At 27.3% G+C, this 25,609-nt stretch carries 25 protein-coding genes and 1 tRNA gene; 5 read left to right on the top strand and 21 right to left on the bottom strand.

From position 1 onward, the window contains the following. Positions 1–81: 81 nt before the first annotated feature. The 3 genes from ACJJVK_RS09020 to ACJJVK_RS09010 form a co-directional block, all read right to left on the bottom strand. Positions 82–813 (bottom strand): LytR/AlgR family response regulator transcription factor, encoded by a 732-nt coding sequence (locus ACJJVK_RS09020; RefSeq protein ID WP_405565337.1) that lies wholly within the window; start codon positions 811–813, stop codon positions 82–84. Between the two features lie 238 nt (positions 814–1,051). Further along, on the bottom strand, positions 1,052–3,241 hold the full coding sequence (locus tag ACJJVK_RS09015; RefSeq protein WP_405565334.1) for a histidine kinase: 2,190 nt from the start codon (positions 3,239–3,241) through the stop codon (positions 1,052–1,054). Then, positions 3,242–3,958 carry a carboxypeptidase-like regulatory domain-containing protein gene (locus ACJJVK_RS09010; protein WP_405565332.1) on the bottom strand — a complete coding sequence of 239 codons (717 nt, stop codon included), beginning with the start codon at positions 3,956–3,958 and terminating at the stop codon, positions 3,242–3,244. A 244-nt stretch (positions 3,959–4,202) separates the two neighbouring features. On the opposite strand from ACJJVK_RS09010, the gene ACJJVK_RS09005 reads away from it, so the two are divergent. Then, complete coding sequence (locus ACJJVK_RS09005; RefSeq protein WP_405565329.1) at positions 4,203–5,333, top strand: vWA domain-containing protein; 1,131 nt, start codon at positions 4,203–4,205, stop codon at positions 5,331–5,333. An 82-nt stretch (positions 5,334–5,415) separates the two neighbouring features. Here the strand turns inward: ACJJVK_RS09005 and ACJJVK_RS09000 are convergent, their stop codons facing one another. The 5 genes from ACJJVK_RS09000 to ACJJVK_RS08980 all read right to left on the bottom strand — a co-directional run bounded on the left by ACJJVK_RS09000 (position 5,416) and on the right by ACJJVK_RS08980 (position 9,706). After that, entirely contained in the window at positions 5,416–6,156 is a 741-nt protein-coding gene (locus ACJJVK_RS09000; RefSeq protein ID WP_405565326.1) for a phosphatase PAP2 family protein, read from the bottom strand. A 24-nt stretch (positions 6,157–6,180) separates the two neighbouring features. Beyond that, positions 6,181–6,639, bottom strand: coding sequence for a GNAT family N-acetyltransferase (locus tag ACJJVK_RS08995; protein WP_405565323.1), 459 nt, complete (start codon positions 6,637–6,639; stop codon positions 6,181–6,183). Next, positions 6,639–8,309 carry a Na+/H+ antiporter NhaC family protein gene (locus ACJJVK_RS08990; protein WP_405565320.1) on the bottom strand — a complete coding sequence of 557 codons (1,671 nt, stop codon included), beginning with the start codon at positions 8,307–8,309 and terminating at the stop codon, positions 6,639–6,641. Before ACJJVK_RS08990 ends, ACJJVK_RS08995 begins: the two co-directional genes overlap by 1 nt. Positions 8,310–8,554: 245 nt before the next feature. Then, positions 8,555–9,169, bottom strand: a complete 615-nt coding sequence (locus tag ACJJVK_RS08985; protein WP_405565317.1) for a DUF1684 domain-containing protein — start codon at positions 9,167–9,169, stop codon at positions 8,555–8,557. A gap of 3 nt (positions 9,170–9,172) precedes the next feature. Next, complete coding sequence (locus ACJJVK_RS08980; RefSeq protein WP_215993486.1) at positions 9,173–9,706, bottom strand: DUF4252 domain-containing protein; 534 nt, start codon at positions 9,704–9,706, stop codon at positions 9,173–9,175. A 276-nt stretch (positions 9,707–9,982) separates the two neighbouring features. On the opposite strand from ACJJVK_RS08980, the gene ACJJVK_RS08975 reads away from it, so the two are divergent. Further along, complete coding sequence (locus ACJJVK_RS08975) at positions 9,983–11,212, top strand: MDR family MFS transporter (RefSeq protein ID WP_405565315.1); 1,230 nt, start codon at positions 9,983–9,985, stop codon at positions 11,210–11,212. Here the strand turns inward: ACJJVK_RS08975 and ACJJVK_RS08970 are convergent. Then, the gene (locus ACJJVK_RS08970; protein WP_405565312.1) at positions 11,201–12,130 is read right to left on the bottom strand and encodes a calcium/sodium antiporter; all 930 of its coding nucleotides are present in this window, start codon (positions 12,128–12,130) and stop codon (positions 11,201–11,203) included. The genes ACJJVK_RS08975 and ACJJVK_RS08970 overlap by 12 nt on opposite strands. A 575-nt stretch (positions 12,131–12,705) precedes the next feature. Here ACJJVK_RS08970 and ACJJVK_RS08965 point away from each other — a divergent pair. The 3 genes from ACJJVK_RS08965 (at position 12,706) to ACJJVK_RS08955 (ending at position 13,235) form a co-directional block, all read left to right on the top strand. Further along, positions 12,706–12,858: an SsrA-binding protein gene (locus ACJJVK_RS08965; RefSeq protein ID WP_215993489.1), complete on the top strand. Its 153-nt coding sequence runs from the start codon at positions 12,706–12,708 to the stop codon at positions 12,856–12,858. An 11-nt stretch (positions 12,859–12,869) separates the two neighbouring features. After that, positions 12,870–13,100, top strand: coding sequence for a DUF2007 domain-containing protein (locus ACJJVK_RS08960; protein ID WP_405565309.1), 231 nt, complete (start codon positions 12,870–12,872; stop codon positions 13,098–13,100). Between the two features lie 58 nt (positions 13,101–13,158). Then, a tRNA-Arg gene (locus ACJJVK_RS08955) sits at positions 13,159–13,235 on the top strand. 527 nt (positions 13,236–13,762) lie between these two features. Here ACJJVK_RS08955 and ACJJVK_RS08950 read toward each other — a convergent pair. The 12 genes from ACJJVK_RS08950 to ACJJVK_RS08895 all read right to left on the bottom strand — a co-directional run bounded on the left by ACJJVK_RS08950 (position 13,763) and on the right by ACJJVK_RS08895 (position 25,598). After that, positions 13,763–14,416: a hypothetical protein gene (locus ACJJVK_RS08950; protein WP_405565306.1), complete on the bottom strand. Its 654-nt coding sequence runs from the start codon at positions 14,414–14,416 to the stop codon at positions 13,763–13,765. Further along, positions 14,413–15,927, bottom strand: a complete 1,515-nt coding sequence (locus tag ACJJVK_RS08945; protein WP_405565304.1) for an AAA family ATPase — start codon at positions 15,925–15,927, stop codon at positions 14,413–14,415. Before ACJJVK_RS08945 ends, ACJJVK_RS08950 begins: the two co-directional genes overlap by 4 nt. A gap of 2 nt (positions 15,928–15,929) precedes the next feature. After that, positions 15,930–17,993 (bottom strand): DUF4357 domain-containing protein, encoded by a 2,064-nt coding sequence (locus ACJJVK_RS08940; protein ID WP_405565301.1) that lies wholly within the window; start codon positions 17,991–17,993, stop codon positions 15,930–15,932. Then, positions 17,990–19,330 carry a restriction endonuclease subunit S gene (locus ACJJVK_RS08935; protein WP_405565298.1) on the bottom strand — a complete coding sequence of 447 codons (1,341 nt, stop codon included), beginning with the start codon at positions 19,328–19,330 and terminating at the stop codon, positions 17,990–17,992. The genes ACJJVK_RS08940 and ACJJVK_RS08935 overlap by 4 nt, the downstream gene beginning before the upstream one ends. Continuing rightward, positions 19,324–21,648 carry an N-6 DNA methylase gene (locus ACJJVK_RS08930; protein ID WP_405565296.1) on the bottom strand — a complete coding sequence of 775 codons (2,325 nt, stop codon included), beginning with the start codon at positions 21,646–21,648 and terminating at the stop codon, positions 19,324–19,326. The genes ACJJVK_RS08935 and ACJJVK_RS08930 overlap by 7 nt, the downstream gene beginning before the upstream one ends. Then, on the bottom strand, positions 21,645–21,872 hold the full coding sequence (locus tag ACJJVK_RS08925) for a helix-turn-helix transcriptional regulator (protein WP_405565294.1): 228 nt from the start codon (positions 21,870–21,872) through the stop codon (positions 21,645–21,647). The genes ACJJVK_RS08930 and ACJJVK_RS08925 overlap by 4 nt, the downstream gene beginning before the upstream one ends. Before the next feature lie 394 nt (positions 21,873–22,266). Then, entirely contained in the window at positions 22,267–22,425 is a 159-nt protein-coding gene (locus tag ACJJVK_RS08920) for a hypothetical protein (RefSeq protein WP_405565292.1), read from the bottom strand. Positions 22,426–22,615: 190 nt separating this feature from the next. Beyond that, positions 22,616–23,188 (bottom strand): hypothetical protein, encoded by a 573-nt coding sequence (locus ACJJVK_RS08915; protein WP_405565289.1) that lies wholly within the window; start codon positions 23,186–23,188, stop codon positions 22,616–22,618. 19 nt (positions 23,189–23,207) lie between these two features. Continuing rightward, positions 23,208–23,561 (bottom strand): hypothetical protein, encoded by a 354-nt coding sequence (locus tag ACJJVK_RS08910; protein ID WP_405565287.1) that lies wholly within the window; start codon positions 23,559–23,561, stop codon positions 23,208–23,210. 368 nt (positions 23,562–23,929) lie between these two features. Then, positions 23,930–24,397, bottom strand: a complete 468-nt coding sequence (locus ACJJVK_RS08905; RefSeq protein WP_405565285.1) for a hypothetical protein — start codon at positions 24,395–24,397, stop codon at positions 23,930–23,932. 2 nt (positions 24,398–24,399) lie between these two features. Then, positions 24,400–25,302, bottom strand: coding sequence for a relaxase/mobilization nuclease domain-containing protein (locus ACJJVK_RS08900; RefSeq protein ID WP_405565282.1), 903 nt, complete (start codon positions 25,300–25,302; stop codon positions 24,400–24,402). Further along, entirely contained in the window at positions 25,299–25,598 is a 300-nt protein-coding gene (locus ACJJVK_RS08895) for a plasmid mobilization protein (RefSeq protein WP_405565281.1), read from the bottom strand. Before ACJJVK_RS08895 ends, ACJJVK_RS08900 begins: the two co-directional genes overlap by 4 nt. Between the last annotated feature and the right edge of the window lie 11 nt (positions 25,599–25,609).

The following is a 25,609-nucleotide window of genomic DNA, read 5'->3' as shown; positions in this document are numbered from 1 at the left end:
TATCTTAATAGAAATTTGATAAAAAATCAAATTAATTCCAATCTACATTCTCTTCCTTTTGGGAAGAATAAGATGTTTTTTTTATTTGAAATAAGATAATAAATTACTTTTTTGTGATGCAGAAACTAAAATTTCTTTTCCATTAGAAACAATTACACTTCCTCCTTTTCCTTTTTTGTATTTGGTAATTGCGTTTACATTTACCAAATACGATTTATGAATTCTTGCAAACGTATAGTCTGTTAAAGCTTCTTCAAAGTATTTTAAGGTTTTACTGACTAATTTCTTAGAGTTTGCCAAATGAATTTCTGTATAATTATCATCGGCTTTGCAAAAAACTATGTCATCAATATTTAAAACTTCAAAACCATCTTGTTGTGGAATGGTTATTTTACCTTCTGCAGATTTTGTTTTTGGAGCTAATATTTTATGCTGTAATTCATTTTCTTTTTCTTTAATTTCAGTAACAATATTTACGGCTTTAATCAACTCATCAATAGAAATCGGTTTTAGTAAATAATAACTTGCATGGTTGTTTAACGCCTCTATTGCATAATGATCGTAAGCAGTTACAAAAACAGTCTCGAAAGTTCTGTTTTCTACTTTTTCTAATAAATCGAAAGCATTACCAAAAGGCATTTCTACATCTAAAAAAACTAAATCTAATTCGTGTTTATTGATTAAAGAATAGGCTTCATCAATATTACTTGCTTCACCTAATAAAGAAACATTTGGGCAATATTTACCTAAATAATTACGCAGAATTTCTCTACTTATTTGTTCGTCTTCTACTATTATGGCTTTTAATTTCATTATTGTTTTTATTTACTTTTTAGAAGCTTTTTCCTGCTTTTCGCACTCGCTTTTTTTTAGTTTGTTCTCGATACAATTTTTCTTCCTTTGTCAGAAAAATCACTCGAACTGACACTAAAAAAAGAGCTCAAACAATTGCTTCAATCAGGGCTAAACCTGTTTGCCAACTTTTAAATCTTAAAATTAATATCACATATATAACAGTCTACTGTAACTGAAAACTGCAACTGAATACTGATTATTTTTTCTTTAGTAACAACTCCACTTTTGTTCCTTCTCCATTTTTTAAAGCATCAGAAACATTTACAGCAATTCGTTCTTTGTACATATCATTTAGAATAGCAATTCTATTTTTAATAGTGCTCATTCCTTTTGATTTCTGTTTCAGTTGATTTTTTGTTTTTAATTCCTGCGATTTTTTACGTCCAATTCCATCATCAATAATAGAAATTGAAACAGTTTTATCATCTTTTTTATGAATTGCTATTTCTAAACTCCCTTTCTCTTTTTTATAACGTAATCCGTGCCAAATTGCGTTTTCTATATAAGGTTGCAATAACATTGGCGGAATTGAAAATTGTTCTAAATCGATAGTTTCATCAACATGAATAGCATAATCGAACTTATCTTTAAAACGATTGTGTTCTAATTTCACATACAATTCTAGCAACTCAATTTCTTTGTTTAAGGGGATAAAATCTTCATCAGAATTTTCTAAAACCGAACGCATTAAAACTGAAAACTCACTTAAATATCGGTTTGCATTTCGTTCATCATTTACTGCAATAAAACTGTTTACAGAGTTTAGTGCGTTAAAAATAAAATGCGGATTCATTTGCGATCGCATTGATTTTAAAGCCAATAAATTGTTCGCTAATTTTTGTTGTTTGTTGTTTCTAAACATAAAATAAGCTAGCAAACTCATCAACAAAAAACCACCAATTAAAGAGTAAATAATTAAACGCTGTCTTTGATTACTTTCTTCTGATAATTTTTGATCTATATAAGCTAAACTAATTTTACTTTGTGCTAATTCTTTGTCTTTTTCTAAACTCGCTATTCTATTTTGATTGTCTGCAATTTTCTTAGAAAAACGTTTTATTTGCTGAATTTCTTGTTCTTTTCTTACATATAAAGAATCTACTAAAGCAACATATTCTTTGTAATTTTTTAATGCTTTTTCGTTGTCACCTAAACTAGCAAAAACTTCAGATATTTTTCTTGTAGCATCTTTAGCAACTACAATATCATTCTTTTCTTTGGCACCTTTTTTACTTTTTTCTAAAAACGGAATTGCACTTTTATAATCCTCTTTTAAAAGGTAAGCATTCCCAATTTTATAATTAATTTTTTGCGAGGTAATTGAATCTTTTTCTTTTGATAATTTTCTAGAAGAATTACTTTCTGCCTTCTGTAAACTCTTTTTACGAATGGCTATTTCTTCATCAAAACGTTGATTAGAATTGTAAAAATCTGCTACTTTTTCTTCTTCTTCTAAAGCTCTTTCAGGATTTTCTTTTTTCGCAAAATTTAAAGAATTTATAAATTGATTTTCAGCTTCATTTACCTTTCCTTGTGCAGCTAAAACATCAGCAATTTTAGAACTTATATCTGTAATTTTAGGAGTAACTATATTCTCTTTCGCAATTTCTAAGGCTTGTTGATAATTAGTTTTGGAAAAACTCCATTTTTTTTGAGCAAAATTCACATCACCTAAACCTTCATAAACCAGAATTCTTTCGTAATTACTCAGTTTTTCTGGTACTAATTCTAGATATGTTTTTTCGCTATCTGTATATTCTTTCTGTAAAAACTGTGCTTTTGCCAAAGCTATTTTAGTGGCTAAATCTTCTTTAATTTGATGCGATAATTTGTAGTTATAAACTGCTAAATCGTATTGTTTCCAATACAAATAAACATCAGCAAGTAATTTATAAGTAGCTGCATTTCTTTCTTTATTTTGTTTACTTTCTATTGCCTTTTCTATAAAAGACAAACTTTTTTCGATGTCTTTTTTCTTATAAAATTTTACTGAATCTAAATGCTGTAAATACAAATCTTGACTTCTAGTTTTACTTGAAAATTTTGAATCTCGGTTTCTAATATTTCCAGAATTTTCAACTAAAATCTTAATATCTTCACTCGATTTTAATCTATAATAAATCGTTTCAAAATCTGGGTGAGATACTCTAAGTTCATCTCCAACTCTGGCTTTTACAATATATCTACCACTAATATCAGGGTAATTATAATTAATTCCGTTTACAGAAACCTCAGCATTTTTTACTTTTTCGTTATTACTATCATCTACAATTGTAATTCTCACAGAAAACTCGACTCCTTTTTGAGTAATAATATTTTCTTGACTAAAAACAGTTGTAAAACTGAATAAGATAAAGGTGAATAATATGTGTATATGTTTTGACATTTAATATCTTCTGTTTTCTTTTTTTCTAAAAAGATTACCAATTCTTTTAAAAATATTTGGTCTTTTTACAGTAACCATTCCAACAGTTACAACTTCTCCTAAAAGTGCTTTACTCTCTTTCATTTCAATTATTAAAGGTTTTTTAATTGATAAAACATCAATTTCTTGCGTTTCATAACCTAAATAAGAGATAACTAATATAGTTGACTTTGTCTTTTTATTTGGTATTTTAATAGAGAAATTTCCATCGAAATCAGTTTCTATACCTAAAGTCGATTCTTTTAACACAATACTGACTCCAGGTAAAACATCAAAACTATCTTTCACTTTACCTGTAATGATAATGTCTTTTTGGATAGAATCATTCTCAACAAAAACTTTACCCAATCTAATACTTAACACTTCTACATTATCTTTTATTGATTGCGTAAAAACAGGTTCTGAAGCCGAAATTGCAGAAATTAAAGCCAACCCAGCAGCAACTTTCGATAAATTATTTTTCTTTATTACTTCTAACTCTGTGTTTAATTGGTTGTCTTTAAAACGACCACAAAGATTATTATCCTTTCTTACTTTTTTAGCAATTTCTGAATTTGATAAACTTGTAAAATCGACAACTTCTTTACTACAACTTTCACAAAATTTTCCTTTTTCTGTTGATGTCATTTTGTTCCAATCTTCATGACAAGGTTTTGGTATTGTAATTTGATATTTCATAGTAAATCTATTTAAATTCTTTGTAAACATAGAAATAAATTAGCATCCAAAAAAATCATTAAAGTGTGTTATAGCCTATAAAAACAGTCAAAAAATAGAGTTTACTCATTTTGCAATCTTGTTTACTCATTCAATGAACCACTTTACTCATTCTGGTTTTATTTAGAAAAAAGTTGGTAGTAATATTGGATAACATTTAACATCAAACTTTTAATCAAATTATAAATCTTAAAAAACATTAATTATGAAATCTCTAGTATTAAAAGTAACCTCAATTTTATTTGTTTTAGCAACTACTTTTAGTTTTGCTAATCATCAAACAGAAAAAGAAAACCTAAAAAAACAAACCATAAAAGTGGCGTTGTTGTTAGATACTAGTAATAGTATGGATGGTTTAATAAACCAAGCAAAAGCACAACTTTGGGAAATTGTAAACGAACTTTCTTATGCCAAATACGGAATGCAAAAACCAGATTTAGAAATTGCTTTGTATGAATATGGAAATTCAAATTTACCTTCTAGAGAAGGGTTCATTAGACAAGTTTTACAGTTTAGTAACGATTTAGATGAAATTTCTGAAAAACTATTTTCACTTACCACAAATGGTGGAAATGAGTTTTGCGGACAAGTAATACAAACTTCTTTAAAAGAACTAGATTGGGGCAACAACAAAAACGATTTAAAATTATTGTTCATTGCTGGTAACGAACCTTTTACTCAAGGAAAAATTAATTATAAAGATGCAATTACAGATGCTAAAGAAAAGGATGTTGTTATAAATACTATTTTCTGTGGTAATTATTCTAATGGAATTTCTGGAATGTGGAAAAATGGTGCAGATTTAGGTGGTGGAGATTATATGACAATTAATCAAGATAAAAAAGTAGTACATATAATTACTCCTTATGATGATGATATTATCATTCTAAACAAAAAACTAAATGCCACTTATATTTATTATGGAAATGCAGGTTATTCTAAATTTTCGAATCAAAAAACACAAGATGAGAATGCTTTAGAAATGGATGAAGCTGTTGTGGTAAAAAGAGCTGTTAGTAAAAGTTCTAGATTGTATGAAAATTCGAATTGGGATTTAGTAGATGCTGATAAAAAAGAAAAAGTAGATTATAAATCTATAGAAAAGAAGAAATTACCAAAAATTTTACAAAACAAATCTGCGACTGAAATAAAAAATTATGTAAAACAAAAAGCAAATGAAAGAGCTGAAATACAGAAAAAAATTAAAGAATTAGATATAAAAAGAAGGAGTTTTATCGCAAAAAAACAAAAAGAAGGAACTCAAAAAGATGTTTTGAATAACGTAATGATTAAAGCAATAAAAAGACAAGCAAAATTGAAAAACTATACTTGGTAGAAACAGGTAAATTTAATGTATAAGTATTATCTATTTTAAGTTGATGATACTTATACATTACTAATTAATGTTTAGTTAATCATCAATATAAATTTATTGTATTAGGGTCTTCTCTAAATACTTTAAATAGATTAAGAACTAAAATACAGAATACTACCCAAATAAAGCCGGCTACAAAACCACCAACAATATCCGAAGGAAAATGTACACCTAAATAAATTCTACTAATTCCTATACTTAAAATTAGAATTGTAAAAACCGTAATTAAACCAAATTTTAAGAATTTATTGATTTTAAAGGTAACAATCAAATAGATTAAAAAACCATAAAAAGCCATTGCTGTCATTGCATGACCACTTGGATAACTCAATGTTTTTACAGTTACCAAATGCTCTAAAGTTGGTCTTTGTCTGTTTATTAATTGCTTTAAAATTAAGTTAGAACTTAGCGCTAATATTAAAATTGATAACAATTGTAATACATATTTCCAGTTCTTAAAAAACAGATAAAACAACAAACTACAAAGAGAAACAACAACAAAATAGCCTAAAGCATCACCAACATCTGTAACAAATTTAAAATAGCTTGTTAAAAGGTCTGATCTAAAACTTGTAATATAATTGCTTACTGAAGTATCGAATTCTGATAGAACATCTGTGTGTAAATTTTTAGTGAGTTTTACAAAAAATTTAATACCATAAACAACTATTATTGATGTAATTAATACGGTTACCAAATAAGGAATTTTACCATCGTATTTTTGGAATTTTTTAGATAAAAACTCTTTAAATTTAGAAATAAAAATCTTTAGTTGTTTGTACATAAAATATTGTTTTTTTGTAAAATTTTATTGATTGTTTGATAAATCTAGTTTCATAATAGGCAAAAAACGTCCAGCTATTGAACTTATTTTTTTATCTATAATTACAAAACCTTTAGATTTATAAAAAGAAACTGCATTTGGGTCTGATAATAAAGTTATAGATTCAACCTCAAGAAATTTTGCTTTTTCTACTGCATGAACTAACAATTGTTTTCCTATTCCTTTCCTAATAAAATCAGGAAGTACAAAAAGCATTTCTAATTCAATTGTTTTTTCTTTTGGCAGATTTAAAATATAAAAACCAACAGCTGTATCATCAAATATAAATTGATAGACAAACAGTTCATTAATCATTTTTTCTGACACTGCTAAATCTGGTTTCCAAATTTCTAAATCATCAGCAGAATAACCCCAAAAAGCTTTAGAATTTAATGCAATTTCTGTGAGTATTTTTGCATCAGAAATTGTTGCAACAACAATCATTATTTACCTTTAATCATTCTAATTTTTAGATTAAAAGCAGCAAAAAGTAATGTCATAAAAGGACTTAACCAGTTAAAAATGGCATATAAAAAGTATTCTCCTACTCCAACACCTAAAACACTAGATTGATAAGCTCCACAGGTATTCCAAGGAATTAAAACCGATGTTACAGTACCAGAATCTTCTAATGTTCTACTTAAATTTTCTGGCGCTAAACCTTTATCTTCAAAAGCTTTTTTAAACATTTTACCCGGAATTACAAGAGCCAAATATTGGTCTGATGCCACAATATTTAATCCTAAACAACTTACAACTGTACTTGCAAATAACCCGAAGATTGAAGAAGCAATAGACAACAAACTTTTGGTAATTTTAGCTAAAGCACCTATTGCATCCATAACCCCACCAAAAACCATTGCACAGATTATTAAAAAAATAGTCCAAAGCATTCCATTCATTCCACCTGAAGAGAATAATTTTTTTAACCTTTTTATTGTAATTAATTTATCTAAATTATAAACTTTTTCAGCAATTATTGATTCATTATAACTTTTTTCAGGAAAATAATCTGATAATAATTCAATTGTAAATACTCCTTTCAAATCATTTCCATCAATAAATAAATTTTTTATTTTTTCATCTTTTTTAAGTAAATTCAATTCATTTTCTGAAAACGATGAAATAAATTTCGAGTTATCTATTTCAATTTCTGTATCTGATAACACAGAATTAATAATTACTTTTGATTTATTATCTGAAATATTTTGAATTAAACTTGATTGAAAAATAAAAGCAAAAATTCCGGCCATTATGACACCTGTGCCTAAAGCTATTAAGGGTTTGGTTTTAAAAAGTATTAATACAATTACAGTAATTGGAACTAAAAACAACCAAGGTGTTATATTGAAATACTTATCAATTGTTCCTAATATAAAAGTAGTATCTACATCTCCAGACGCTTCCAAGTTCGCACTCAAAATTCCGAAAACGATTAATGTAATTACAATTGTAGGCACTGTTGTAAATGCCATATATTTAATATGTGTAAACAAATCTGTACCAGCCATTGCTGGCGCTAAATTTGTAGTATCAGAAAGTGGAGACATTTTATCCCCAAAATAAGCCCCAGAAATTACGGCTCCTGCAATCATACCTGTTGGGATTCCTAACGCACTACCAATACCAATTAATGCAATACCAACTGTTGCAGAAGTTGTCCAAGAACTACCAGTTGCAATCGAAATTATAGCTGCAATGATTACTGATGCTGGTAAAAATATTGCAGGACTCAAAACTTGCAATCCATAATAAACCATTGCTGGTATTATACCACTTACCAACCAAGTACCTGCTAATGCACCTACTAAAAAAAGAATCATTATAGGCACAAAAACACTTTTCCAGTTTTCCCAAACTTCAGAAATCATTCTTTTAAAAGAAACTTTATTATAAAAACCAACAGCTGCTGCAACTACACCACCCATTAATAATATATATTGATTTGTGTAACCACCTAACCATTCTTGATCTTCAACCAAAAAAATGTTGTATGCTAATAAACACATTAAAATAATTACCGGAATTAGAGATTCTAAAAGATTCAATTCTTTATTCTCTATAATTTTTTGATCTTCTATTTCTATTTCAGATAAGTTTTTATTGTTCTGCATTTTCTAATTTTTCTAGTGTAATGTTACGATTTTAGTAGATGTTATGCAAATTGAATTGATAGTACTATCTATTTCGTTGAATTTGTTTGATAAATATTTAAAATTGTAATGATTTCATAAATTTATAATTATCATATTCAACAGAAAGTATTATTCATAATTTTTAATTTATTTTGATGAAATATAATGACTGTAATTTCTGCCTTATGTAGAAACCTATAATTAAAAATAACAGCAAATAAAGCTTAATGTTTTTCAAAAACTTTTATACCTGCTTTTACCTCTATATCTAAATGATTTTTTCTTGGTGTTAATGGGCAAGAATATTTATCATTATAAGCACAGTAAGGATTATAAGTATTATTAAAGTTTAAAATTACTGTTCCATCTGCGTTAATATCGTAAAGCATTACATCCATATAACGTCCACCTCCATAAGATTCATCTCCAGAAGTATCATCAGTAAAAGGTACAAACAAGTAATCTTTGTATTTTTCATCTTCTAAATCATCTTGACTTTGATAAATAGTTAATTCTAAACCTTTACCTTGTATTGTAAAATTTAGCTTGCCATATTCTTTATACAAAGGAGTTCTGTCTGTAGTCGTTGCCATTTTAAAAATAGGTGCATCTACAGTTATATTTAGTTTTGCAATTACGATAAATGAAGAATCTACAGGAAAAAAATCTAACCCTTTAAAGTTTTTTAAATCCTTCTTTTTTAAGGGTGATGTTGTTGCGTCTTTGTAACTCGAATTTAATTTTTGTTGATATTCAGTTTTACCAACCAAAGGTCTTTTACCTTGTGAATTACAAGAAATCATAGTTAACAAAACTAATAATAAAAGTATTTTTTTCATTTTTTAATTAGGATTAAAACCTGGCGTTAAAGGTGTTTTTTGATAATTTTGAATTAATTTAGATGACAAGTTTTCAAACTGATTTGTTTCTGATAATTCTTTAATTCTATTTGGATTGAAACGTCCTTTTAAATAAAAAACAGATGTTTTATCAAGTGTTGAATTGAAAACAATAGCTTGAGTAACTACATTACCATCTTCTTTTACAGAAACAATTTTTGTTTTTTCTACTGTATTTTTTCTTAATACATCTGTAAAATTATTGTTGGTTACTAAATTCATTTCAGAAATTAATAAATTTTGTTTTTCTCTGGAAATGGCATCAAAAGTGATAAATTTAAAATCACTAACATTACCAAATAAATTATTTAATTCTGGTGAAATATTTTGTACTAATGACATCATAAAATTAGGAACCTGAAAAGCTGTAACTCCTAAATCTCTTTTATGATCATTAAAAAAACTTTGAAAAGATTTACCACTACCACAAGAAATTGCAAGCACTAAAAAACTAAAAGTCAGAATTATTTTTTTCATTTCATTAAAAATTTCACTTTTCAAAAATACAACATTCATATATTTTATGTAGTTTTGGAACATCAATAAAAACAAAAATGAAAACTGTCATTATTTTATGTACTCAAATTTCGTGGAAAAACCACAAAGTTCGGTCTGTAAATCTATTTTGATAGTTTCTCTATAAAATATAATAATTACTAAAAGTCCGACTTAAAAAAGTCGGACTTTTTTTTATGAATTAATCAACGGAAATTGAAATTGTAGATTTTTCATCAACATATAACATCAACAAAAATGAAAAAATTATTTACAAACTATATAAACACCTTTAAAGGGCTTTCTACTGAAGTTTGGTGGTTATCTTTAATTACACTTATAAACAGAGCAGGTACAATGGTTATTCCTTTTCTGTCTTTATATTTAAATAAAAGTCTAGGTTTTTCTTTAGAAAACGTTGGTTGGATTTTATCTTTCTGGGGATTAGGTTCTGTTGTTGGTACTTGGTTAGGTGGCAAATTAACTGATAAAGTAGGGTATTATAAAGTAATGTTTGTTAGTTTACTTTTTACTGGTATTTTCTTTTTTCTACTACAATACATTACCACTTTTACAGGTTTTTGTTTTGGAATTTTTACTGTAATGTTAGTGGCAGATATTTTTAGACCTGCAATGTTTGTGGCTTTAAGTGCATATAGTAAACCCGAAAATAAAACACGTTCTGTAACTTTAATTCGTTTGGCAATAAATTTAGGTTTTTCTGCAGGACCTGCTCTTGGTGGTTTAATTATTACAAATATTGGCTATAAAGGTTTGTTTTGGGTTGATGGAATTACTTGTGTTTTAGCAGCAATTTTGTTATTAAAAGTATTACATCCTAAAAAAGCAAAAGTGTTAGATGTTGTTAAAGTAGAGAAACCTGTTTCTGTTTATTCTGATAAAATATTTTGGTTGTTTTTTATAGCGATGTTTATCTTCGGGTTTACATTTATGCAATACTTTTCTACAATGCCTTTGTATTATAAAGACATTCGATTTTTATCTGAATTCGAAATAGGTATGTTAATGGCTTTTAATGGTTTCTTTATTTTTGTTTTTGAAATGCCATTAATAAATTGGTTGGTAAACTCTAAACGTTCTAAAGTTAAACTAATAGCACTAGGTTTATTTTTGGTTGCCATAAGTTTTGTTGTACTTAATTTTACAAATTGGTTGGGCATTTTATTAATTGGAATGTTATTTATGACAATTGGTGAAATGATAGCTTTTCCGTTTTCTAATTCTTTTGCTTTAGAAAGAGGTAAAAAAGGAAATCAAGGGGAATATATGGCTATGTATGCTATGTCTTTTTCTTTAGCTAGTATATTTAGCCATAATACAGGTATGCAAATGATTGATAAGTTTGGCTATGAATTTACTTGGTATTTTATGACTGCTTTTGCAGTTTTAGGAGTTGGTATTTTAGTTATTCTACTTAAAATACTTCAAAAAAAAGCAACTAAAGCTAAAGTAAGTTTACAAAGTTAAATAAATAAAAACACAATAAGCAATTAACAAAACACTACCATTTTTCCAATTTAGAGAATATTTTTTAGGAAGTAAAACCATTGGTAAAACAATAAATGAGATACCTAGCATCCAATAAATATCGCTAGTTAATAATCTTTGATCAGACAAAGAAATAGGTGTAATTATAGAAGTTATACCAATTACAGCTAAAATATTAAAAATATTAGAGCCAATTAAATTACCCAAAGAAATAGCTTTTTCTTTTTTTATAACAGCTATAATAGATGCTGCTAATTCTGGTATACTTGTACCTATAGAAACCACAGTTACACCAATTACACGTTCTGTTACTCCAAAATCTAAAGCTAAAGAAGTTGCTCCTTTTATTAATAATTCTGAACCAGCCCAAAGACCTAAACCTCCAATAACTAGATAAATTGTAGTTTTAAAAACTGTTAAAGGTGTTTCTTCTTCTAATTCATCTAAATCAATATTTTTTTGTGTACGTAAAAGGTAAATTAAAAAAACTACTAATAGCGTAAATAATATAATTCCTTCATATTGCACAATAATATTGTCATTAGCTAAAAAGACAAAGAGTAATGCAGAAGCAATAATCATTACAGGCCAATCTAATTTATAAAAGTTTTTTGCTACTTCCATTTTACCTAAAAGTAATGTTATACCTAAAACCAAACCTAAATTTGCAATATTAGAACCAATAACGTTACCTAATGCTAAATCTGATGAACCATTTAAAGCAGCATTAATACTAACTATTAGCTCTGGTGCAGAAGTTGCAAAAGAAACAACTGTCATACCCACAACAACTTTAGAGATATTTAATTTTAATGATAAAGCAACTGCCGATTTTAGCAACCAGTTTCCACCTAAAATTAATAAAATTAAACCTCCAATAATTAGTAAAAAATTCATTTATTTTCTTTTTTGCGAAGATACATTTTTATCACTTTCTAGCGAGAACAAAAAATCAAAAAGCAAAATTACCCCTATTAATTAATGGGTTTTACTTTACTTTTAAAAAAACATTCAAAAACACCCTTTACTTTATTACAGTATTTCCTTATTATACAAAATAAAACAACAAACAGAAACCTTTTTGTAGTTATAAACATTACACATTATAACTATATGTGTTTTTTTAGTTTTATATATAAAATCAATTTAAATAATTTAAATATTAAACTTTGGTTATGTGATTTCAATCATTGTATATTCAAAAAACATTTATACAAACAACCAAATTTACTAACTTTAAAACTCTGTTATCATGATTGTTCTTGCTCTAAAATTTATCAAATTTATTTCTACTCTTATATTTCTTTTATTTTTTTAAAAAGACTTAAAAACTAACTAGAAAACCTACAACTGCCATAATAAAATCAACTAAATAAAAATAAGAATATGAAAGAGTTATTTTACAAGAACAACACTTTACTAAAATACTGAGTTGTTATTTTTCATTAAATTTGACGACTAATCAAACCAGAATGAAAAAACAAGTTTTTAAAACTTTAGCAAAAATTAATAAAGCTATTTTACCTTCTTTTACAAAAAAGAAGTTGGATATCTCTAAAGCTACTAAACTGCAATTGGCTATAATTGGTTATAGAGCTTTTGTAACAATAAATTCTCTTAACTAAAAACTAAAATTATGAATGCAACATATGTTAAATTATTTACAGATACTAATATAATTGTACGTGGTTTACAGAATATATTAGAGAATAATAATATAAAATATATTATTAAAGACAGATTTGAATCTGCTAGATTAGGAGGTTTTGGAGAGTCTTTAGGAGCAGTAGAAATACATGTTTTAAATAATAAACTTGAGAAAGCTAATGAGATACTTACTAAATATAAAGAAAAAATTAATTCATAAAAATATAATATAGATTTTCTAATTCGAAAAAATGATATTATATTTGCAGCCGCTTAAAGGCCATGTGGCGCAACTGAATAGCGCACTTGATTACGGCTCAAGAGGTTCTAGGTTTGAATCCTAGCATGGTCACCACTAAAACCAGTACTTTCCAACGATTTGGAAATTACTGGTTTTTTCATTTTCACACTTTTTTCACACTTTTTAGTAATTAAGGCTACTAACACTAAAATATTTTTGTTTGTTTTAGAGGTGCATTTACTACACTTGCTACATTATTTCTTTAAATTGAACTATAAAAATGGTTGTTTTAAATTTTAATAAAGAAAAATAGCATTTACAAATCTATAAGAACCTTTTCTATCAAGAATTACTTTAATAATATGTGAATTCTAATTTATCAAAAAAAGCACGTAAACTTAAAATCGTAACTGATTATTTAATTAAGGGTAAGGTAAAAAATATTGGATTTTTATAAAAAGTATTCGTGTAAGTCTGAAAAGAAGAATGTTGTATCCCTAACGCAACTAAATAAAATTATAAAGGCTGTGACTTTAGCATTAAAAATCTACTGAAATATTTACTTTAATCCCCCCTTGTTTATTTTATTGCCATACATTGTTTTAAAAGTAAATTTTAAAATCTTACTAAAAACAATATTATTAGATTTTACTCAATTTCTTATTTATAACATAAACTCCAACCATACAAAAAGGAAGATGCTTTCCATCATTTAAATTAAGTAGCTTTGTTTTTTCTGCTTTTAAAAACTTTTTCTTTAATGCTGTACTTCCTTGTTTTTTGCCTTCTAATCTAATTCTATTTTGAACTTCTTCATAGATTACTCGTCTATCATCTATTAAGTGTTTTACGTTAAGGTTTAATACTTCTTCTAATTCAGTATTAAAAATTTGGTCAGTAGAGTAAATTTCTCCATTAGGTTTATACTTGATTAAATCCTCTATATTTCTTGGTGGATTATAAGGCGAATGGGTTAAGTTTTGATTTCTTTTTTTTGTGTCACAAGTTTGCAATCGTTTTGGAGAACCTTCATTTCCTAAACAAGCTAAAAGCATATTTCCGTAATTTAATTCTTCTTGTGAATGATTATCCTGACATAAAAAATGTTCAATTTTGGAACCTGGAGCTTTTCTTGATTCAGGAATCCGTCTCATACAATAACAACAAATATGACCTTGTTCAGTTAACAATGAATTTCTAGTATCATCTTTAGGTAGATTTTCATAAAAAGAAGGCTTATTAGCTCTATGTTGAGTTAAAGATATAGGTTCATTGTTTTTGATTATAGCTTTCATTCGTCTTCTTTTAAATAGGCAATTTGAATTTTGGCTCTTTTTAGTTCAGAGTCATCTTTCCCTATTAGTTCTTGCAATTCTTTTAAAGAGCTTTCGGCATCTTTTATTTCTTCTTCTGCAATGAGAGTGTATAAATCACTAATTTTATCTCTAATAAGCTTATTACGTTCTTTAACACCCATTAGTTCATACAAAATAGAATTTATCTCTCGTCCATAATATTTTGGTGTATTTTCTATCAAGCCTCCATCTTCAATAATTTTAACAAAATTGACTTCTGATTGTGCATTGCTTAGTAATTGTGGCGAATGAGTTGCAATTACAAATGAGTTTTCAGAATTAAAACTCGAATCAATTGTACCTTCTATATCTGCAATAAACTGACGTTGCCATTTCGGATGTAAATATGTATCAGGTTCATCAAATAGAAAAAGAGAATTTTTTTCTGAAAGTAATTCAGTTAAACCTTTAATAATTATTGCTTGTTGTTCTCCTTCGCTTAAAACGCCAAAGTTTTGGTATTCTTCTCCTGATTTTTTTAATGAAAACGAAATATCATTTAACATACCGTCTGCAAGTAGGATATTTAGTATTTCAAATAGCTTTCTTTCTTCGATTAAGTGATTACGTATTTCAAATAATTTCTCTTGCGAAACAATTGTAATATTAATAGTTTCATCTTGCCAAGTTTCAATAACAATATTTCCAACCCCATTGAAATTATTAGGATTAATCAAATCATCAATAGTAGCTGAATTTTCATTTAAGTAGTCTAAAAAAAATTTCACCTCTCCTTTTGCTCCCCAAAAATTTTGAATTGTATCGCTCGCCCATTCAGGCTTTTGCAATCGTATTTGAATACTTTGAACTCCTTCAATTTTGGCTTTCGTACTTAGGAAATCAGGAATATCTCCATATTCAAATGAAAGTAAGCTAGTTAAAATAATTCCAAAATGTTCTGGCTGAAAATAGAAAAAATCTCTATCTACAGAAGTATTATTTTTTCTATAGGCAGTTGAAATGATCTCGTTATGTGGTTCAACTAATTCTTTCATTATTTCTGATAAGCCTGAATAATAAATAACAATATTGTCAGGCAAATACGAATAGGCTGTTGTCCCAAGAACAAATGCCATCTTATGTTTTTCTATAATGTTCGTTACACCAGAAATTTTTCCAAACCTGTCGTAAGTTTCAATTTGGATAGTATCTCCTTTTTTATTTGCAAATAATTTTACATTTAGATTAGCTGTGTCGAATTCAGAAGTAGTGCTTGTTTCTTCTATTAGTTTTTCGTGACGAATAGAGTACTCTAGTGTGAAACCAAATTTTGCTTTTTCATTAAGATAAACGTTACTAAATATTTGTGCAATAGCTTCCAGTATTGTAGATTTTCCAGAACCATTTGTTCCAATTAAAATTGAAATGTATTTTTTGAAATCATAAGGAAATTCAATTGTGAAATCCTTTAATATTTTATAGTTGTTTATGTATAATTTTTTCAGTTGCATAATTATACTTGTTTAAATTTATCTTTCAAACTTTCATCATTTTCATTTTTCCAAGCTATCCATCCATTTCTGTTTCCGCCATTAACAAATTTAGCAGCTCCACTAGGTGAATTGAATTTATATTCTGAATTTATAGTAATTTCAGTTCCATCAACAGTATGATTAAGAGTTTGAATCAATTCGTCTCTCTTGTTTTTATATTCTTGTTTTGTAGCAGGTGTATATTCTTTATTTATTTTACTTCCACTAAGTAAGGTTAATGATTCATCTTCTGTATTAAACGCTCCTTTTGCATTTTTAAATAAAAAGATATTTCTTTCCTGTTCCTGTTCCTGTTCCTCTTTCTCTTCTTCTTTTGTTTCAATGATAGAATTATCAGAAACTATTTTTTCAAGTAGCGAAAAAAGTGGTTTGAAATATTTAAAATCTTCTTTGTCAAAACTTTTCGAGTTTTCAGCCAGAATGTTTTTGGAGGTTTCTTTAATGCCTTTATTTAAATCATCAATCGATTTATTTGTAAAGTTGCCAAGAGTTTTAGTCAAAGATTCTTTGTAAGCTTCCTCATATTTGTCAGAGTCATACATATTTTCAATAGTACAATCAGCCGTAAAATTTTCCGGTTTAATTAATGGGAATGCAAAAAAATGATTGTGTTTAATTTTATCTTCTTTGAGTTTTCTAAAACCGCAATTGTCTACTTCCTTTTCAAACCCTGCTTTGTGTAAGGTGCCTCTACCAGCTCCATCATTGTCATATATTCCAATATAGGTAACATTGTTTTTCAAGTCTGTTTCATATAATCCATTCATAAATGGATGAATTTTGCTTTCGCCACCCAAAGAATAAATATCAAAATCAATACTCTTATATTCTTCTTTTAGAAAGCTATAAGCATTTTTAATATGTATTTTATCGTGCTTTCCTTCAACTAGTAAAACAAGTTTTTTTGTGCTAGAAAGAAAAGAACTTTGCTGATGTTTATTCCAGAATTTACCAGTTAAATCATTTACGATTTCCTGTTTTTTCTTGTCAATGATTTTTCCTTTATCTACCATAAAGAGTTCTTCTTCATTTATGGCTTGTGTTATCGTAGGAGAATGTGTTGTTAAAACAATTTGTCTATTTGATTTATATGGCTCAAAAGTTTTAACAATTAATTCTTTATTATTTAAATGGATGTGTGCATCTGGTTCATCTAAAATAAATAGACTGTCCTCTTGTTCTGCAAATTCAAAAGCAGCTTTCATTAAAAGCAATTTTTTCTCACCCTCGCTTAAATCTTCAATTGTTAAATGCTGATTGAATTTTATGGTAATATCATTGATTATTTTTGAACCTTTTGGAGTGAAAGCCAAATAAAGATGCTTGTAAACATCATCAGGTATATAACCTTCTTTATCAAATATTTTTTGAAGTTGCGATATAGTGTATTCTGATTTAGAATCTATTTTTTTAATAAATTCAAGTGTTGGGCTATTGCTGTAATCTGTATAACTCCCTTTATTGAAGTCAAATTTCACTTTATCAATTTTATCTATGTCTAATGCCTTTTTAATAAAGTCTTTATTATCATCTAAATTTGAAAGAGCTAAACTTAAAAGTGAAATGTGCCAATAGAATTTATTCAAATACAGCATTTGTGGTGTTTGAGAATAAAGAATTCCTTCGAGCTTAGTTTTATTTATATCTTTAATGAAATCATCATAAAATGGTTTAAAACATTTTCTCCAAAGTCTATCTTCCTCACCACTATATATAGCTACTACCTTTTTTGGTAAATAATCCTTAATAGACACCAAGACTTCATCATCTTTATGAAAAGTAAGTTTAGATTTAGATTTATTTATTTTTATTGTTTCGTTTTTGCTATTAAGATATTCAATGTCATAATCAAATGAAAGATTATAATTTTCAGTATAAAGGCTCTTAAAAATTAAGCTTAGTGATTCTAGTAAATTACTTTTACCACTCCCATTGTTTCCTATGATTGCAATAATATCAGAGCTGTGCACTAGTTCAAGGTCAAGGTTTTTGTACCCATCTATTTTAAGCTTTTTTATTTTCATATTGTACTGAATATTTCTTCCTCAAATTCAGAAATTGCTAATTCATTATTTTGTATAGCTTTACTCTTAAAACCTTGGATCTTTCTTTTTAAATTTGAAATGTAATCTGCTATTTCTTTTTGTATCTCAATAGGAGGTAATGGAATAGGAATGTTTAATATTTTATTTTGATTGACAATAGGTATTGTTGCTTGTGTTTTCTCTTTTGTTGTGATATTTATAAAATTGTTGAAATAATAATAAACAAATTCAATATTTGCAATTGTAGAATCTAGTTTTAGGCCTGTAATCTGCTGATTACTTGTAGCATATTCGTTTTTTATTATTCCAACTTTACCAACAGTAGAGCCTATTCCGACAAATAGTAATGTGTCTTGTTTAAATTTCCTAGCTTTCCGATCATTGATAGCTAGTTGAGTGACTTTTCTTTTAGACTCTACTAAATACATTTTGCCCGTTAAATCTGCAGGAGTATAAAAGTTTATTTTTCCATCATCAAAATATTCTTTCCTTGCAGTTGGCGGCGTTGTACCAGTCGAAATATCGAAAAGAACTTCCTTAACTCTTTTTATAGGGTAAGTCGATTTTAATGTAAATGCTTTGGAATTATCCCATCTATCCAAAGTGGAATAACAAATTATTTGTAATAGTTGTTTTTGCGTTTCTTCTAACTTCTCAAATCCAAGTATTTGAAAAAGATAATTTTTAATATCTGTTTCAAGCTGTTTTGCTTTTTCTCCTTGTTGTATTGCTAATTGTGTTTTGGTATTGTAGTTTTCTACTATCCTGTTTTGTTCCTCAAGAGAAGGAAGTGGTATTAAGTATTCCAATACGTGATATGGTCTAATTGCAGCATAGTTTGTGCTTCCAGTTGCTTTTACTTGTTTTGAAAAACCCTCGCACTTTGTGAGAATAGACAAATATTCAGGGTTTAATTCGCCCTTATTAATTTCGAATAGAAAATAATGGCTACTAACTATCGCATTAATTAATTCTTTCGGTACTATTCCATAACCACCAACTTTTGCATCTATTTCAGCAACTAGAAAATCATCTTCTTTACAGAGATATTGTTTTTTCGTTTTTATATCTTTCCCTAATACTTCATCACGGAGTACAATACCTTGTCCTCTCACTTTAACTCTACACCTTTTATAAAGCTTGGTGTCGTCTATTTTGATATAATCTTTTCTCTGTACTAAAACATCATGCAGCTTTATTAAAGGATAGTTAGAATATATCTCTGATTTATTACTAAGGGAGTAGTAATCCCAAAACCTTAAGGTTTTTAAATTTGAAAACTTCAAATATTTATGATTTTCTAGATTACTTACCATAAGATATTTCCTTTTCTGTATTCTGTAAACTCTTTTGCTAATGGTTTTAGCTCATTCTCAATTTCAGCTCCAGTTGTGCTTATCCCTGCTTTTTCAACTTCTGCAATAGGAATTTGATAATCAAAGTCATTTTTAATTTTGGCTTTTATCTCAGATTCTATTTTTAATTCTATTTGTTTCACAAATGATTTAAATGCCTTTTTCTCTTCATTTACCTTTGCTTTTGCTTTTTGTACGGAATCTTGTAGTTTTAAATATTCAGTAGTATTTATTTTTATATTTCCTTTTTTTTGACCTTTTAGAGTATTAATATCCTTTAAGTCTTTAAACAATTTTTTGTAACTCCCGTCAGCTAAAATCGATTTTTCTTTTTCTTTTTTAATTAAAGTGTTATATTTTTTATTGATTTCGTTAGTAGCCTTTTCTTCAATCTCTTTATATTCTTTAACTTCTTCTTCTGTGAATTTTTTAAAGAATAATAAACTTGGCTTTACAGTAGCTCCACTTGCAATAAAAACATCTTGAGGAATAGAAGTTATTAAAATAATTTTGGCTTTTCCTTCTACAAATTCTCTTGTTTTTTGAAGGTTAGTATTATTTAAAACACCTTCAGGTAAAACGATTCCCATTCGTCCACCTGGTTTTAATAAATTCAAGCACCTTTCAATGAAAAGTACTTCTGTTAATGTACTCCATTTACCAACCTCAAATAAATCAAGAATTGGCTTCCCTTTACTTTTATCTTTTTTGTTAATATAATTTGCCCATTCTTTTAGAGGTTCAACTACTTTTTCTTCATAATTGTGATATCTAGTTTTGTATTTTTCTAATTTATCTACTGAGGGTAGGTCTAATTCAGTTACTTTTAGAGATTTTTCTACTCTAGCACCAAAAGGTGGATTTGTAAGGATTACATCAAAACGTTCATCAAAAATCCCATTTACATTTAACAACCCATCGTTATGGTGAACACCTCCGTGTCCATCTCCGTGCATAATCATATTCATTTTAGCTGTTCTTGCCATTCTTGGATTTGCATCAGTTCCATAGATGCTGTAATGAGAAAGCTTATGATATCTGCTTTTTTCATTACTAATAACAAGTTCTTGGTTTATCTTGTCAATTTTAACTTGTACTAATTTGATAATCTTTTCTTGCTCTCTCACTGAGAGTTTATCAAAATTCTCATTATAATATTCTTGCTTTAGTGATTTAATTTGATTGTTTATTTCAGAATCTATTTTATCTCTTACATGTTCAAAAGCACTAATTAAGAATCCGCCACTACCACAGCAAGGGTCGCAAATAGTCTCGCCTTCTTGAGGGTCGAGAATATCAATCATAAAATCAACAATAGTTCGTGGTGTGAAAAACTGTCCTAATTCCCCTCTAAAAGTTTTTCCCAAGAATTGTTCAAAAGCTATTCCTTTTACATCATCAGAAGTATCGGAAAGGTTAAACATTTCAAGTTCTTCAACTATCATTTCAAAGCTATTTCTCTTTATTTTAATTATGTCTTTAAGCTCAAAAAGACCATCAGTTTCAAATTCTTTTTTTGTCTTATTGAAAAGGAATTGCATATAATCTTGGTCAGAGTTAGGGTACTCCTTCTTTATGCTAGGACGAATAATTTTCTCATAATTTATTTCGTCAGCTTTAAACCTGTCTTTTGAAAAAATCATTTCTTCTGTAGAACTTCGTTCATACATTATTTTCATAAACAAGATTTTACTGATTTCATCAAACGCCGCCTCAGGAGATAATTTATCGTTGTTTCTTATTATGTTATGACTTCTTGTTAATAATTTAGTAAACTCTTCTCTTGTAAATCGTTTGTTTTCATTTACATATTTTACAATTTTACTATTATTAGAAAGAATATCTGCTTTAGGTATTTCTGTTAATTTCTCAATCTTTTTAGTAGAAATTTCATTTTTAATATGAAAAATTTTAGTTTCCTTTAGATTTACTGCAATAAAAAAATTAGCATTAATTGTTGATGCAAAATTATAGCCGATTGAATAGTCAGACTCTTTAATCTTGATGTGCTCAGCTTTGCATTCAACTGTAATTATTATTGAGGGAATGGTATTTTTTTCCTTGTCTAATTTATTTCGCCAAATTGCAATATCAGCTTCATATCGTTTTTTTATTTTTACATCTTGACCAAGTTGATTTAAGGAGTATCCATATGTATTAATAAGACGACAGATAAATTTTTGCTTCAATTCTTCTTCAGTTGAATAAGAAACCCATTTGTCTAACAAAGGAGCATATATTTTATTCTTGTCTCTGTCTATTTGTAGTTCTAGTTTCATTTTTCGTCCAGAGTTGAATTGATTAATTCCTTCACATCAATACCAAACAAATTGGCAATTTCTAAAAGTGTATCTAACGAAGGCTGTACTTCATTAGTACACCATCTAGACACTGTTGTTCCGTTTTTATTCAGTTTTTCGGCTAACCATTTGTTAGTTTTTCCATGTTCAGCTAAAACAACTTTTAGTCTGTTAATTGCTTTTTTATTCATAATTATTAGCATCTAATGCAAATATATCAACTTTCAACGAGAAAGTGTTGCTATATTTTTAATATATTCAACAATGAAATTAGTGAAGTAGAAGGTCTTATTTGTAATAACAATTTTAATATGTTATATAAAAAAGGTAGAAAATTAGTTTTAACTGTTATGTAAGTATAGTTATCCTGAAATTTCCTTAGAGCAATCTTAACATTGAGACTGTAAATTCATCTCTGTCTGAATAAAAAAAGTATTAACTTTATTCAAACAGGAAAAATTACGCATAAACACAAGTAATCAATATTCTTGACACTATCACATTAAGTGTGTAAATTAAATTTTTATTATTTCTATATTTTAATAATCCAAAATATTGTTTTCAACTTTTTCTAAAATATTTATCTTCAGTTTAAATTCAACTTAACATATCCATAAGGTAATTAGTTTCTTCATATTTTTCTATAATATTACTTACTAAAATTAACTTATCATCAACATCTTTACCTAAATCTAACTGTTTTATTAATTTTTCTAATTCAAGATTTGCTATTATATACTCATTTCTTTTTACCATAACCTCTTAATATTTTTGTCTTTCAAAGTAATAAATTAAGTTGAAATATATTTATATAAACAAATAATTACTTAACTATATTCCGTTTTTAAAACAATTTGATTTTTCTCTTCATAGCAATGGTTAAAAAATCAGATTGTTTTAAAAATGATCCCTAGCGGAAGGCGAAACATAAAAGTGATTTTGTTATTTATTTTTTATCACAAAGTTTCCATCCGTCTGTTGTTTTTCTAATCATAACGGTTTCAAATTTTTCTTTTGGTGTTGATTTACTTTCCTCAAAAAAAGGTGTTTCATTAAAACGGATGATTCTAATTTTTACTTTTGCAATATTCTTTTCTGGAATTTCGTGAATTTCCGCTATATTTTCAAATTTGTATCCACAAGTTATAAACTTTCCAGTAATTTCTCCTTTATAATCCGTTTCAGATTTCAAAAGATGTTTCTTTCCTTTTGGAGTTAAAGTAATTTCGTAGCTATCTTTAAATCCCATATCTCCTTTAATGCGTTGTAATTTTCCAATTTTTAAAAGTCCTAGTTTCTCGAATTCTCTTTTTGTTTTTAAAAAATTTGGAAACTTCTTTTTAAATATATCCCATTGTTGAACAGTTCCGTATGAAACTCTTCTAGTTTTAGAATAGCTTTCCCTTTTTTGACAATCTATAACCATCGATTTAGCCATATCTTTAGTTAGCTTGTCTTGACTACAAGATATTAGTGTTGTAAAAAATACAATTGTTAGGATTGATGTTTTAATTTTCATAATTATTTTATTAAGTTATTTATATTTCTAGTGATTTAGTATTTGAGTTTTCTATGGAAGTTTGAAAATGTCCGCATACACGACAACATTTATTTTTAGATTGCAAATAAGATTTTACGTGAGTTCTATCGTTTAAGACCATAGTAAAAGGTTTAAGACAAACACTACATTCTTCTATTTGGTAGATTGCGAAAGTTTCTAAACTTCTTAATTTTTTAAAAAAGCTTGTACTTGCATATTTTTTTAAAAATTCATTTTCTGAAAAAACAAATGTTTCAGTACCGTTTTCTCTTTCTACTAACCAATAGTCAGTAAGCATTTGATTTTCATTTTTGCTAATACTTCTATTAGACATTTTTCCTAGTTGTTTCATAAATTTTGGGCACAAAAAAACGTGAGCATGAATCATATTAGTTTTAGAGGTTCCGGCAAGAAACCTAATCCACCATAATATGAACAGCCCACGCAGAACGTGGGCGTTTCATCTTTTGATAGTGGTGGATATTAAATCTTGCCGGATTTCTAAAACCAATTCAAAAGCATTTTAACGCTTTGTATGTTTATGTTACTTTGTTTTTTCTCTTATATTACTTTGTTTATTAATTACAAATTTAAGGTTTTTTTTATTACTGCTCTCGTTAGAAAACGCTAAAGAAAACCTTTTTTACAATATTTATACACTTATACATAGACATACTTATATATTCAATTAAAGATGTAGATATGTATGTTATTAATTAACTACTTATCTAACCATTTTTTATATTTTAAGGATTCTTTTTGGTTTTCTAAAAAGTACTGATTCAAATAATTATTTTCTTTTTGTAAAGTATTGAATTCTGTTTTTTGAATTTTGTTTTCAATGGCAAAGTATATAGAAATTCCTGCAATTGAAAAAAGAAAAACATTTAGAAACAGAATATAAAATAACCTTTTGGAACTTATTTTTTTATGAATACTCAAAAGTTCTTTATTGTTTTTTACAGTCTGACAATGAAAATTATTGAAATCTTCATTTAGAATTTTCCTATTAGATTTTTTCATCTCTTCAAGTTCTTCTACATTAAAATTTACTCTAATATTCTTCAATTTAGAAATTGATTCTGTAAGAATTTTATTTCGTTCATCAATTTTTTTTTCAAATTGAGAAACTTGTTGAATTAATATCTCAACTAATTCAGATACTTTAGGTTGTAGTTGTTTTGCCATATTTAATAATTTATTGAATCTCTTTTTCTATGTTGTTTTTGTTTTTTACTAGTATCGTCTCCATCTTCAAAAGAAAGTAGAGAAATAATTGAGTTAAAATCAGCTGTATTTAGGTTATACTCTTTTAAATCAATAGTTTTATTTATTCTGCAGACATTATTTGAAATTGTTGATTTTTCTACAAGAAATAATTGGTTAAGTTTCAAATTACGGTCAACTTCACTAGCTTTTAAATCAGTACTAGAAGCTTCGTGAACAAATCTAAATCCTTGAATGTTTCCTTGCTTATTAATAGTAGGGTTTACTTTAATCCCAAATTTCGCCATTTTAATTTGATAGGCTTGTAAATTTTTAGGCTTCATTCTTAAAACTAAATAGTGTGCTTTTTTAATAATTTTTCTAACCTTTTTGTAGAGTAGTATGCGTTCTTGTTCTTTTTTTATTTTTAACTCTTTAGCAGAAGTCCAACCGTGTCTTATTGCAACTTCATGTGCTACAAATTGAGCTCTCTTACTGATAAAACTATCTTTAATGAGAGTTCCATTATTTTTAACTCTATTTAAAATAATATGAACGTGCTTGTGTTCTTTCTCTGTATGAACAAATGCAATAAATTGATTAGTTTTAGGGTCTAAATCCATTTCTTTTAAAAAATCTTCTGCAAGTAATTTTAGTTGTTCATTAGTCATTTTAATACTATCATTTATCGTTGGAGATAAAACGATACTAATAGTATTATTTTTACATCTTAAATTTTGTTGCTGTAAAATTGAAAAATCCGAATACATTTCTTTTGGGGTTACACCTGAAATATTGTTACGTAAAAGTTCATACCCTTTATTTTCATTAATAACATAATTAAAAAGTGCAGTTCCCCCAGGACAAGATTTAGCTTTGCTTATCATTTTAATTTATTTAAATGGCTTCTAATTAATTTTGCAGTTTCAATAGAAATTTCCTTAACCCCTGTAACGTCTCCTAATTTGTAGAGATTACTGATTCTTCTAAAGTTATCGCTAAACTTATTTAGCTGTTTATAAACTTCAATTTCATCGGCAGTTAGCTTGTAAGTTAAATCATACCCCAATGCTATACTTCTTAAATATTCAGACGTTGAACCGCCTGTTTTTTTTGCTTTATTTTTAATAATTAAATGTTCCGTAAGTGTAACTCTAAACTCTATTTTCTTTGTTTTTTTCATTTTTTTTCTTT

Origin of the sequence: Polaribacter sp. Asnod6-C07 (assembly GCF_045063625.1) — a bacterium.
Classification (GTDB): Bacteria; Bacteroidota; Bacteroidia; order Flavobacteriales; family Flavobacteriaceae; genus Polaribacter; species Polaribacter vadi_A.
This window is presented reverse-complemented; position numbering and strand designations above follow the sequence as displayed.